The sequence below is a fragment of the Kamptonema formosum PCC 6407 genome, assembly GCF_000332155.1.
In the GTDB taxonomy this organism is placed as follows: domain Bacteria; phylum Cyanobacteriota; class Cyanobacteriia; order Cyanobacteriales; family Microcoleaceae; genus Kamptonema; species Kamptonema formosum.
Window position 1 is genome coordinate 2,540,464 of record NZ_KB235903.1, and the last position, 12,507, is coordinate 2,552,970.

Here is a 12,507-nt window from a genome sequence, read left to right on the forward strand (position 1 = left end):
AAACTCTTAGCAATGATATGCGTATTTCGTTGGCATTTGTCTGTTGTTGGCGATCGCAATTGTTAACAGGCGATGGCATCAAACCCGATCGGTGTTTAGCGGATAGCGATTACCTTTTCCTGGCCTCTCACCCTGCCATTTTCCGTAACCAATTAAAAAGGGGGAAAAGCTTCAAAACGAAGGAATCATCAAAGCCCGATTTTCAGGCTTTGCGGATCTGTTCTGCGTAAGCCCTATCTTTGTGATAGTGTTAGTGGCGGTTTTGTTCCCCAGTAGTCGGATTCATACTCCCGGAATTTGCGATCGTCCATTCCACTATCGCTGTTCTTAATCCATCTAAAGTATATTCCTTCGCTTCTACATCTAGCCACCCGAACAGATTTTTACAGGTTTTAGAAGTTTCGGGGCCGATAGAAGCAATACAAACGCGATTTTCCCAATCGCTAGGTAAAGATAATTCTGGGTAGGTTTCTATTAAGTGACAAAAATTCTGGACTGTTTTGGAACTGGCAAAGGTAATGATATTAACCGATCGATTTTGAAGTGCTGCTAAGGCTGCTGGTGGAATAGTCTCAGGACAGCAGGATTGATAGGCGGGTACTTCTGTTACTTGTGCGCCTTTGGCAGTTAATTCTTTTACCAAAGCTTCTCTACCGCCGCTTTCTACTCTTGGAAAGAGAATTTTGCACCCATCTAAATTGTCGGGGAAATTGGCGGCGAGGGAATCGGCGATGAAGTCTGGGGGGATAAAGTCGGGAATTAGGGAGTGCGATCGCAAACTGTCGGCAGTTTTTTTACCAACTACAGCTATTTTAATCCCAGATAAAGCCCGTGCATCTTTACCGCTGGCAGCTAGTCGCTGAAAAAAGTAATCAGTACCGTTGGTGGATGTGAGTATTAACCAGTTGAAGTTTGACAGTTGTGCGATCGCACTATCGAGGGCCTCCCAACTCGCAGGCGGCCCAATCGCCAAGGCTGGCATTTCTATGACTTGTGCTCCTTCTAGCTGAAGGCGATCGCTAAATTCACTATTCTGACCCATTGAACGAGTCACTAAAATAGTTTTGCCAGCCAGAGGTTTTGTAGAACTAGGAATTTTTGCTTGAGAATCTTGCAAATTTATAACTTCTTCTTTCTGCATTAAATATTCACGTAGTCTCACCACTTCCCCAATGACAATTACACAAGGAGAAAGAGATTGACCTGCCGTTTTCTGTGCGATGTCCGCTATTGTACCGATCCAAATCTGTTTGTCTGCCCGTCCACAATCGCGGATAATTGCCGTAGGTGTTTGGTGCGATCGCCCATGTCTTTGCAATTGCCGCACTATTTCCTTTAAATTACCTCCTCCCATTAAAATTACTAAGGTTTCAATTTGTACTAACGCTTCCCAATCAAGAGCATCTGTATCGTGGGCACTCATTACCGCAAAACAGCGACTCATTACCGGATCTGTCAGAGGAATTCCTGCTAGTAAAGGTGCAGCTAAAGCTGAGGAAATTCCCGGCACCACTTCAAACTCACAATCAGCATCTCTCAATGCTTGAATTTCCGAAGTTGAACGACCAAAAATAAACGGATCGCCACTTTTTAATCTTACTACTAATTTCCCTGTTTGGCAGTGTTTCACTAACAAACGGTTAATTTCTTGCTGTGGAACTGAAGGTTTACCTCCCCGCTTGCCTACTTCTAATTTTAGGCAATCCGCCGATATTAATTCTAGTTGCGGAACATCAACTAAGGCATCATAAATTAATACCTCAGCTTGCGCTAAAAGTTCGTGCGATCTGACAGTCATTAAACTGCAATCTCCTGGCCCCGCACCTACTAAATATACTTTTCCCCTGCTTTCTTTCATAAAATTGTTAGTTGTTAGTTGTTAGTTGGTAATTGCTAATTGCTAATTGGTAATTGCTAATTGGTAATTGCTAATTGGTAATTGCTAATTGGTAATTGCTAATCACCCATCTCCCCCTCTTCCCCTAGCCCCTAGCCCCTAGCCCCTTCTTCTTAACGTTTAACTATTCTTAAACCTTCACGAAAATGAGAAATTGTAGCAATGACGGCTATAGAAAAGTAAAAAATTCGCAGACACCAAAAGCAAGTTGCCATTAACCAAGAAACAATTGTTGGCGGTACTCCTGTTAATTGAACAAATTTTGAGTTGACTTTTTTTTCAAAGTTATCCAAGTCATTCATCTGAACTTGTTTAGTAGGCAGAATTGGAAACTGGGCTGTATATAAGTAGAAACCGAGAAAACCGTCATTTCCCACTCTTTTGTTTAAAAAAGAGTTAGTTAATTTTTCTGCTTGTTCGGGCGATAAAGTCTCTTCTACTCCGACAGTTTGTAGCCAAATATTATATCTGACTACGGGGGTGCTAATAAAAATCAAAGGTACGGAAATTATTAACAAAATAGCACTGGTTTGACGACCTAATTTATGATATAAAAGAACTGTTGCTACACCAAAACCCATGCCCAGAATAGCAAATACTAATATATTTAATAACTCGACAACTTCTATGCCTTTGAATAAATCTCCGACGATAAATATGGGATATAATAACCTGTCTGCCAATAGCAAAGCTGCTACTTTGATTAAGATGGTTATGCTCACAAGAGCAACTGTACAGGCAACATAGGCAAAAGCCCCAAGAATATAGAGTAAAATCAGGCCTAGTAGTTTTAATAACTGCATAGAACTATCAGGTGATTGAGTGCTTAGAGGTGGGATTGGCAAGTTCCCGTTGGGCCGTTTGGGCGATTTCTGTAATCTGTTGCTTGTCAACTGGTAGCGCGATCGCACCAGTATTAACGACAGTAGAATTTTCTGCCCCTAACCAGAGAAGATACTCAATATTACCAGCAGGGCCAACTAAAGGCGACCAAGTTAAACCACGATATTCCCATCCTAAAGCGATCGCGGCACAGCACACCTGATAAATTGCATCCGCTTGGTCAACCGCAGAACGCACGACACCTTTTTTGCCGATGCGATCGCGCCCTACCTCAAACTGCGGCTTCACCAGTAATACTAGCTCTTTTGGTGATATCAATAGCTCCGATAAGGCAGGTAAAATCTTAGTCAGCGAAATAAACGATACATCTGCTACACCCAAATCTGCGTAATTTCCACCATCCTTAAGAGGTAACTCTCCGTAAAGCTCCGTAGCTGTCAAATATCGCAAATTGGTGCGTTCTTTCAAAATCACCCTAGTATCGTTCCGTAACCGCCAGTCAACTTGCCCATACCCAACATCTACACCATAAACCTTAGCCGCACCAGCTTGCAGCAGACAGTCCGTAAAACCTCCAGTAGAAATACCTCCGTCTAGGCAAATTCTACCTGCTACGGGAATATTAAAAACATCCAAAGCTTTAGCTAGTTTTTCGCCCCCTCTGGAAACGAAGGGGGGTCGCTCTTTAATTTTAATGACAGCCAGAATGTCTACCTCGGTACCTGGTTTGTCAATCACCTGTTGATTAACCGTGACTTCCCCAGCCCTAATTAAACGTTGAGCTTGTTGCCTTGAGGCACACAAATCTAAGTTTACCAATAATGCGTCCAGTCTTTGTTTAGCCAAGGAATTTCATTCTGATAGATAAAGTTAGTAAAACTAGCCTAAAGTTTTTTGACATTTTATTACATACAACACAATCAATAATATATTACGACTTGAAATTTTAATTAAATAAATATTTCTCAAGATATAGCAACCGCCAAGGCGATTAGGACGTTCTGAGATCCTGCCACCATAGATTCTCTTCCTTTTTTCCCTTCTGCCCTTTTTTCCCTTCTTTCCCTAGCCCCTAGCCCCTAGCCCCTAGTCCCTAGCCCCTTTTTCCCCTAGTCCCTTCTTCCCCTAGCCCCTTCTTCCCCTACAGTGATTGCTATCACTTATCTCATAGATTACGATCACAAACGAGCATCCGTAGGATCACATAGAAACTCTAGAATTTAGCTGATGATACGAATATAAAACGTCAACTCTCTATAGATTTATATCTAGCAAACCTATGCAAACTTTCGCTAACTTTCCCCTAGAAAATCCCTGCAAAAGCCAAGAAAATCCGATCGCTATTTTCAGCGGTGATATTATTCACATTCTTTATCCTAATGGGGAAGTAGAAGTAACTACCGCTGAGCAAGTCGATCGCCGTCAAACCAAGATGCCCCTGGACAAATGCCTGGTTTGGGGATGTTTTGAAGAGTTTTAAAAGCGGTGGGAACTAAAAAAAAGATTGGTTCGCCCCCAACATCCCAAGCAAAAGAGCGATCGCTCTTTAGCTGCGGTGCCAAAGGAGCGATCGCTCTCTTCCAAACTTGCCCACCCTGCGTACAGCGATGTTCTTTTCCCTCAGCTACCTTCCACTCTGTTAAATAATTGGTAGGAAAGCACAGACGCGATCGCCACCCGCATCAACTAGATATCTTTCTCACTCAACTCACGGATCATGTAATCAAAAGGTTGATCCAAGAAAGCCCCAGTTTCAATTCCTGCTGCTGCCACTTCAGCATTGACAATATCTTTCAAAATGCCAATCCCTACAACCGTCGGTCCAATTGGAACCCCCAGCGAATTGTAAGTTTCCCGCAAGCCTTGAAGCACGCGCTCATCGAGTACATCTGTACTTCCAGCTACCAGCGCGTAAGTAGCATAACGTAAGTAGTAATCCATGTCCCGCAGACAAGCCGCATAGCGGCGAGTAGTGTAGGCATTTCCACCCGGACGAATAAGTTCCGGCTGTTCCGCAAAAAGCTGCGTTCCAGCTTGTTTAACAATCGCCCCAGCATTACCATTAATTACTCTTGCTGCCTGCACTCGTGCAGTACCCGTCCCAAAATAGGATTTTAACCGCTCAATCCCATCCCGGTCTAGATACCGACCCGTCACATCGTAATTTCCAATCAGGCTGGTTACTGCATCCCGCATGAAATTTTTCTCCCAACAAGCTTTATACACAGTTAATTGACACTCCCACCTCTGAAGGCTTCGCCGTGAGCTGTGCCGAACGGAGATGAGATTCTTGACTAAATTTGACACTCCCACCCCGATCGGAGATGGGATTCTTGAGGGCTAGGCGAACCTAACGCGCAATGGCTTAGCCAAAAAGCCTATACACACTCGCTCGAATTCGAGGTTGTGCTTATTTGGTGTTTGTGATTTTGGATGTCTTTATGATTTTACGGGATCGGTCGCCTAAGTCCTAACAAAGCATATTGAATATTTACAAGAATTCCTAATTTACCACATTGGATTAGAGATTTGAGGTGTAAGATTTGAAAGCAATCAGAGCAGGGAGGTAGCAGCAGGCACGCAGATCCTGTTCCCAGCTACAAGACTAAGCTTTTGTATCAAGAAATACAAACTTGTGACAGTCGAATGCCTATGATCGCTCAAATCGTCTGTCAAAGAATCTGCGATCGCCGAGAGATAACCAAAATAAGGAGTTAAGTAATGTTCCAGACCCCACAAGAGTTCTTGAACTACGTTAAAGAAAATAACATTCAGATCATCGACCTCAAGTTTATTGATACGCCAGGTATATGGCAGCACCTCTCGCTCTATCAAGACCAAATTGACGAAACAGCCTTCACGGACGGCGTGCCTTTTGACGGTTCCAGCATTCGTGGCTGGAAAGCGATCAACGAATCAGACATGGCGATGGTACTCGATCCCAAAACTGCCTGGATCGACCCCTTCATGGCAGAACCCACTCTCAGCGTTATCTGTAGCATCATCGAACCTCGGACTGGCGAACCTTACAGCCGCGACCCCCGCACCATTGCCCAGAAAGCTGTAGATTACCTAATTACAACAGGCATCGGCGATACAGCCTTCTTTGGCCCTGAAGCCGAATTCTTCATCTTTGACGATGTGCGCTTCGACCAAAATCAGCACAGCGGCTATTACTATGTAGACTCCGTAGAAGGTCGCTGGAACTCTGGTCGCGAAGAACCAGGCGGCAACTTAGGCTACAAACCCCGCTACAAAGAAGGTTACTTCCCCGTCGCACCGACGGATACCTCCCAAGATATGCGGACGGAAATGTTGCTAACGATGGCCAAATGCGGCGTACCCATCGAAAAGCATCACCACGAAGTCGCCACTGGCGGTCAGTGCGAACTCGGTTTCCGCTTTGGTACCTTGATCAAGGCGGCTGACGACCTAATGACCTATAAATACGTCATTAAGAACGTTGCTAAGAAGTACGGCAAAACAGTCACCTTTATGCCGAAACCGGTGTTCAACGATAACGGTTCCGGGATGCACACCCACCAGTCCATCTGGAAAGACGGCCAACCCCTATTCTGGGGTGACGGCTACGCCAATTTGAGTCAGATGGCACTACACTACATCGGTGGCTTGCTCAAGCACGCACCCGCTTTGTTGGCATTGACTAACCCCAGCACCAACTCTTACAAGCGTTTGGTTCCTGGTTTTGAAGCCCCTGTGAACTTAGCTTACTCCCAAGGAAACCGCTCTGCTTCGATTCGTATTCCTCTGTCGGGGGGCAACCCCAAGGCGAAGCGCTTAGAGTTCCGCTGTCCAGATGCAACTGCTAACCCTTATCTCGCCTTTGCAGCAATGCTTTGTGCAGGTATAGATGGTATCAAGAACCAAATTGACCCCGGCGACTCTTTGGATGTGGATATTTACGACCTCAGCCCTGAAGAGTTAAGCAAGATACCTTCGACTCCCGGTTCTTTGGAATTGGCCCTGGAAGCATTGGAGAAAGACCACGCTTTTATGACCGAGCCAGGGGTGTTTACGGAAGATTTTATCAATACTTGGATTTCTTACAAGTTGGATAATGAAGTCAACCCCATGCGCCTACGTCCCCATCCTTATGAGTTTGGTCTGTACTACGATTGCTAAAAAATTAAAAATTAAAAATTAAAGATTAAAAATGGTAATAATTTCATTTTTAGTTCTTAGTTTTTAATTAATGAATTCGCCGCTAGTTAACGCGGCGTTTTTTATGCTTTGAATTTGATTATAGCAACCGCTTTCAGCGGTTACGATGCTCAGGGCTAGGGGCTAGGGGCTAGGGAAAGAAGGGGAAGAAGGGATAGGGGCTAGGATGCTCCGATGCTCAGGAAAGAAGGGGAAGAGGGGAAGAGAGTCAATGGTTTGGGTCATGAGCGAGTATCCTAACCCTTTCTATTATTGCCTCCTACCCCCTGCCCCCCTGCCTCCTGCCTTCTATTGCGTTACAATTTGAAAAGTGCCTTTACAAAAAAACATAAAACAATGACTGTTGCCTATCCCCACAAACTTCGCAATGCTTTGGGTGCGCGAGAAATTCTAGAGCAGGTAGTGCGCGATCGCGAAATTCATCTGATCACCATCAACCGCTACCGCTACAGCGAGCAGCGCAGTTGCAAAGACCTCACCGATTTAATCGAACTACTCGACGGTAAGCCAGCCGAACTCGTGCGCGACCTTTCCCGCCACATCTCCGACGAGGCCCGCCATGCCTCATGGCTCACAGACTTGCTGATAGATTTAGGCGTTAGTGTCGGTACGCCGCCGGGAGTATTGTATATTAACGAGTTTGAAAAGCTACTCCAGCAGATAGACCCCGCCAAAAATCGGGATGATTTTGTAATTTCTTCCCTAGCCGCAATTAATGTTACCGAAAAACGTGGTTGCGAATACTTTTCAGCTCATATCTACGCCCTGAAAAACGCTCCCCAGACGGAAGAAAACGTCAAAATTCGGGAAACCATCGAAAAGATTTTCCCAGAAGAAGCCGGTCACGTCCGTTGGGGAAACCGATGGCTAGCCCAAATTGCGGCCCAAAGCCCAGAACACCGCGAGAAGGTGGAACAAGCAAGGCGCAAGTATGTGGCGATCGAACAAGCTGCTTTTGAGTCGGGAATGGATATTATGCTGGGTGCTGAACTCCGCCGCGTTAGCAACCTCGTAGATATTGCTAATACAATGCCAATGTGGGAACGCCCTCAATACCTGATGGAACATCTACCGCAGGCATTGCTATCACCTGAGTTGCAAATGACCAGAATTGACGTGGCTCAAAGAGCTTGGCAGCGAGATCCGCAGGCATTTATGGAAAAATTTGTGCCCATGTTTCTCAATGGTATGAAGGGTCTTGAGAATAACCGTACTAAAACAGCGGCTAGTAAGTAAATCTCGCATTAAATACTTGTCATTGTTCGCTGTGCTCCGCAATCGCCGAGTCTCTGCGATTGCTTCGCACAGCGAACAATGACAGATCGTAATATTAAAACTTTAATTGCGGCACGCCTTCCAAAAAAGGGCCGCTCAACATTAACACAGTCATCGGCTCTAAGTTGCCGCTAACCTTCAAATTCTTATCTTTTTGAAACTGCTCGATATCTGTTTTCAAAACACCAGAATTATATCCTAATTTCGTTAAATAATTAATAGCTTGCTGGTCAGTTATGGAGATATCCGTAGAACGGAAAATGGGAATGTATTGTTCCCGCCAAATTCCAGCAAAAGAGGCTTTATTAAAATTAAAAATTCTTCCCCGCGAGGGATCGCCAATAATAGCTACATCGTCGTTCATTGCCAGCAAAGCCACTGCGTGTGGCAGCTTTCTCCCCCCGTCAAACAGCCAAACCGCTAACACTCCAGGGCGATTAATTTGCTGCATTTGCTCCCAACTGGGAGTTAGCTCAATACCATCCATTCCTAAAGCTCTTGCTGCTACAATTAACTGCGGCATCGAAGTTCCTAAACGGCTGGTTCTGGCTAAACGCGCAACACTTGATTCCGTCGCATCCATTCCCCATCTTTTTAATACTGTCGCCAAAGCCGCCGGGGCACAACTGCTGTTAGAAGTTTGTCGAAATACACCATTTGGTTGCAGATTATCTACTAATTCAGGATAAATTGGAGCGAGAAAATAGGATTCAGCCCCCGTAAATCCCCCCAATCCTAACAAGCCAATTAAAATTACTGCGGCTACTTGCGATCGCGCTGTCTCCCAACTGACTGTAAAGCCAATACCGCAGACTCCCGCCAGCATTACCCGCAGCAAAGTCCAAGTCACCTGCATCCCGTGAAAACGCCACTCAATCGGCAAAGCAGGCATTTGAGGCAGATTTAAAGCCAACAGCAGCAAAGCGACATAGAAAGCCAAAAAAGCTAGGGCGATCGCATCTTTGCCCTTAAATAAATCGTTAGCTGTCACTCCCGATCGAACTAAGACGCGCCCGAAACGCATTCCCCAAACAAACAGTAGCGAACTCAGCACCAGTGTGACAACTATTTCCATAGGAGCAAAATTTTGTTGCTTAACTAGCGTTTTAACACGCTCTGCGATCGCCAGTCGGTTTTAAGGCAACGCATTACCTGAAAACAGACTTACCATCAATCTTATAATCAAGACTGATTATTTAAATAAATTCTATTTATTTGGTGGATAGTATTATCCTACAACATTTACTTATCAATCAAATTTAATAATTGTTTTATCATTATAGTTAGAGTAAGGTAGAGTTAATAACCAAGTCAAGAAAACGTGCTGCTCCCAACAAGGGTAGCTCACACAACTCGGCCAATCAAAATATCGCTTTAATTAAAAGTGTCAAGTCAGCAGGGATAGTTTAAAGACTTATGCTCTAGCAATAAATCTTTAGTTCCTGCCTACCTGCGCTCGAAATAGTTCGCTAAACCTCAATTAGCGAACATCAAAAAAGCGCTTTGATAACCTTCAGTGAATGTCGTTACAGAAGATTATGAATTGCAGCGAGGCTAGGCTATGACTAAGTTTTCCGATCAATTTTCTCCCCTTTCTCGGCGTAAGTTTATCGCCACAGCAGGTGCATCTGCCCTGGGTTCAATACTGCTTAAAGGTTGTTTGGGAAATCCCCCAGAACCCGTTGCAGATACCAGTGCTGGCGGCGGTACTGCCACTTCAGTACTTGCTGTTGCCAACGAGAAAAGAGTCGAAGGCATCGAAACTACAAAAATCACCTTGGGATATATTCCCATCGTTGAAGCCGCAGCATTAATTATTGCCCAAGAAAAAGGTTTTTTTGCCAAATATGGCATGACCGAAGTTACAATTGCCAAGCAAGCTAACTGGGGTTCAGCCAGAGATAACGTAGAAATTGGTTCTGCAGGTGGTGGGATAGACGGCGGCCAGTGGCAAATGCCGATGCCTTATCTAATTAGCCAAGGGTTAATTACTAAGAGTAGCGTCCAAATCCCAATGTATGTTTTAGCCCAGTTAAATACTCAGGGAAATGGTATTGCTGTCTCACTTAAACACGAAGGTAAAGGCTTAGGTCTTAAACTAGATCAATCTGCCCACGACTATATTAAAGACCTTGCTAAAGCGGGCACTCCCTTTAAAGCAGCCTACACCTTTCCCAAGGTTAATCAGGACTTCTGGATTCGTTATTGGTTAGCAGCAGGCAACATTGATCCCGATACAGATGTTAGTTTGCTCACAGTACCGCCAGCCCAAACTGTCGCTAATATGAAAACTGGCAGTATGGATGGTTTCAGTACCGGCGATCCCTGGCCGCTGCGAATTGTGAAAGAAAAGATTGGCTTTATGTCAGCCCTTACTTCTCAAATTTGGAAAGGTCATCCAGAGGAATATTTAGCAATTCGTAGCGACTGGGTAGATAAACATCCGAAGGCTACAGAAGCCATTTTAGCAGGATTAATTGAGGCCCAACAGTGGTGTGATAAACCTGAACATCGAGCCGAATTAGTTAGCATTGTTTCTAGTAAAAACTTCTTTGATGTACCTCCAGAAGTTTTAATCCCACCCTATTCAGGTAAATACATGATGGGTGATAACCAACCAGAAATCGACGACTTTAAAATGGGTCCGTTGTACTGGCATGATGGGATTGGCAACGTTTCTTATCCATACAAAAGTCACGATTTGTGGTTCTTAACCGAAAGCGTGCGTTGGGGTTTTCTGCCTACAACAACTTTGACAGATCGCAAGACAATCATTGACAAAGTCAACCGCGAAGATATTTGGAAAAAAGCCGCTAAATTAGCTGGAGTTGCTGAGGCTGACATTCCTACAAGTACTTCTCGCGGTGTGGAAAAGTTCTTTGATGGGAAAGAATTTAATCCCGACAAACCCGAAGATTATCTCAAGAGTTTGGCAATTAAAAAAGTTTGATTCAGTTGACAGTTAACCGTTAACTGTTAATCGTTAATAGTTAACCCAAAATTTAGTCAGGACTTACGCAACTGTCACGCTCAAATCGACTTGTAGAGTGTGTCAGACTAAATTCTATAACGATTATCGAGGGTTTCAGCTTAGTAGAGCACCCTACGATATGTGTCGGTTGTGTAATTCCTGTTAGTCTCGCAAAACCATAGTAAAAACACAGGAGATTAGTAGGATGGCTGTAAGTACAAATCGGAGAGGCGGAGTAAATACTCAAGGAATGTTGGGTGAGTTTTGGAAGAAAAATTCTCAGAGTATTTTACCTCCACTTTTGGGCATATTTGGGTTTCTATTTGTTTGGCAGTTCCTATCAAGTTCTGGACTGATTAAGCTACCGGGACCTAGCAGTTTGTGGACTGATGAACGGACGCGGATTTTACTGATGTATCCTTTTATGAACTCCAAAACTTATGGAGTTGGCTTGTTTTGGCAAACTTTAGCAAGTTTGGAACGGGTGGCGAAAGGCTACACTCTAGCGGCGGTTGTGGGAATTGGTACGGGGGTTTTGGTAGGTACAAACCCTTTTCTTAATAAAGCTTTAGATCCGATTTTCCAATTTCTGCGGATGGTTGCACCTTTGGCATGGGTTCCGATTGCTTTGGCTGCCTTGCAACAAAATGAACCTGCGGCTTTGTTCGTGATTTTTGTAACTTCGGTTTGGCCGATTTTAATCAACACTGCTGAAGGTGTTCGCCAAATTCCTGATGATTACAATAATGTTGCGAAGGTGTTGCAACTTTCGCGGAAGGAATATTATCTAAATATTTTGTTTCCTTCAGCACTTCCCTACATTTTTACAGGCTTGAGAATTGCGATTGGTTTGGCTTGGTTAGCGATTATTGCAGCAGAAATTGTGATGTCGGGGATTACGGGTATTGGCTTCTTTATTTGGAATGCTTACCAGCAAAACTACATCAGCGAAATTTTGTTAGCTGTAGTTTACATTGGCGCTGTTGGTTTGATTCTGGATCGGTTGATGGCTTGGTTGCAGCAAAAGATTGCTCCTCCTCAAGGGAAGTAGTTTGGTTAACTGTTAACTGTTAACTGTTAACTGTTAACTGATAGCTGTGCAAGGCTTACCAAATTTGTCGTTTAGTCAGGGGTTAAAACCCCTGCCTAATAGTGAAAGTCGTCTGAAGACGACTAATAAATATCTCCAGACAAGACTCTGAAAACCAGGTAGGCTGCCTACTATCCAAGAGTGATTGGAAATGTTTAATGCACTAACTATTTTTCAGTCGGTTTTAACCGACTTTAGCTATGAGACAGGGGTTTTAACCCCTGGTGGACTTCGTAAGCTGTTACTGCT

General features: G+C 44.2%; 12 protein-coding genes. 7 read left to right on the forward strand and 5 right to left on the reverse strand.

What is annotated here, in order from left to right; translation table 11 throughout:
• Positions 1–17: 17 nt before the first annotated feature.
• Complete coding sequence (locus OSCIL6407_RS34435) at positions 18–230, forward strand: hypothetical protein (RefSeq protein ID WP_039962332.1); 213 nt, start codon at positions 18–20, stop codon at positions 228–230.
• Between the two features lie 20 nt (positions 231–250).
• Here OSCIL6407_RS34435 and cobA read toward each other — a convergent pair whose 3' ends face one another.
• The 3 genes from cobA to OSCIL6407_RS0116030 form a co-directional block, all read right to left on the reverse strand.
• Positions 251–1,858 carry a uroporphyrinogen-III C-methyltransferase gene (gene cobA, locus OSCIL6407_RS0116020; RefSeq protein WP_007355767.1) on the reverse strand — a complete coding sequence of 536 codons (1,608 nt, stop codon included), beginning with the start codon at positions 1,856–1,858 and terminating at the stop codon, positions 251–253.
• A 152-nt stretch (positions 1,859–2,010) separates the two neighbouring features.
• Entirely contained in the window at positions 2,011–2,700 is a 690-nt protein-coding gene (locus OSCIL6407_RS0116025; RefSeq protein WP_007355766.1) for a hypothetical protein, read from the reverse strand.
• Between the two features lie 7 nt (positions 2,701–2,707).
• Positions 2,708–3,586, reverse strand: a complete 879-nt coding sequence (locus OSCIL6407_RS0116030) for a TlyA family RNA methyltransferase (RefSeq protein ID WP_007355765.1) — start codon at positions 3,584–3,586, stop codon at positions 2,708–2,710.
• A 433-nt stretch (positions 3,587–4,019) separates the two neighbouring features.
• Here OSCIL6407_RS0116030 and OSCIL6407_RS0116035 point away from each other — a divergent pair, with 433 nt between their 5' ends.
• Both OSCIL6407_RS0116035 and OSCIL6407_RS35420 read left to right on the forward strand, forming a co-directional pair.
• Positions 4,020–4,220, forward strand: a complete 201-nt coding sequence (locus tag OSCIL6407_RS0116035) for a hypothetical protein (RefSeq protein WP_007355764.1) — start codon at positions 4,020–4,022, stop codon at positions 4,218–4,220.
• Between the two features lie 5 nt (positions 4,221–4,225).
• On the forward strand, positions 4,226–4,387 hold the full coding sequence (locus OSCIL6407_RS35420; protein WP_155523402.1) for a hypothetical protein: 162 nt from the start codon (positions 4,226–4,228) through the stop codon (positions 4,385–4,387).
• 39 nt (positions 4,388–4,426) lie between these two features.
• On the opposite strand, the gene apcB is transcribed toward OSCIL6407_RS35420, so the two are convergent.
• Complete coding sequence (apcB, locus tag OSCIL6407_RS0116040; RefSeq protein ID WP_007355763.1) at positions 4,427–4,936, reverse strand: allophycocyanin subunit beta; 510 nt, start codon at positions 4,934–4,936, stop codon at positions 4,427–4,429.
• Between the two features lie 525 nt (positions 4,937–5,461).
• On the opposite strand from apcB, the gene glnA reads away from it, so the two are divergent.
• Both glnA and OSCIL6407_RS0116050 read left to right on the forward strand, forming a co-directional pair.
• Positions 5,462–6,883, forward strand: coding sequence for a type I glutamate--ammonia ligase (glnA, locus tag OSCIL6407_RS0116045; protein WP_007355762.1), 1,422 nt, complete (start codon positions 5,462–5,464; stop codon positions 6,881–6,883).
• 375 nt (positions 6,884–7,258) lie between these two features.
• Positions 7,259–8,158: a ferritin-like domain-containing protein gene (locus OSCIL6407_RS0116050; RefSeq protein ID WP_007355761.1), complete on the forward strand. Its 900-nt coding sequence runs from the start codon at positions 7,259–7,261 to the stop codon at positions 8,156–8,158.
• 94 nt (positions 8,159–8,252) lie between these two features.
• Here the strand turns inward: OSCIL6407_RS0116050 and OSCIL6407_RS0116055 are convergent, their stop codons facing one another.
• Positions 8,253–9,272 (reverse strand): cysteine peptidase family C39 domain-containing protein, encoded by a 1,020-nt coding sequence (locus OSCIL6407_RS0116055; RefSeq protein WP_007355760.1) that lies wholly within the window; start codon positions 9,270–9,272, stop codon positions 8,253–8,255.
• A 486-nt stretch (positions 9,273–9,758) separates the two neighbouring features.
• Here OSCIL6407_RS0116055 and OSCIL6407_RS0116060 point away from each other — a divergent pair, with 486 nt between their 5' ends.
• Positions 9,759–11,147 (forward strand): CmpA/NrtA family ABC transporter substrate-binding protein, encoded by a 1,389-nt coding sequence (locus OSCIL6407_RS0116060; RefSeq protein ID WP_007355759.1) that lies wholly within the window; start codon positions 9,759–9,761, stop codon positions 11,145–11,147.
• Positions 11,148–11,373: 226 nt separating this feature from the next.
• Positions 11,374–12,219, forward strand: coding sequence for a nitrate ABC transporter permease (gene ntrB / locus OSCIL6407_RS0116065; RefSeq protein ID WP_007355758.1), 846 nt, complete (start codon positions 11,374–11,376; stop codon positions 12,217–12,219).
• Positions 12,220–12,507 lie beyond the last annotated feature (288 nt).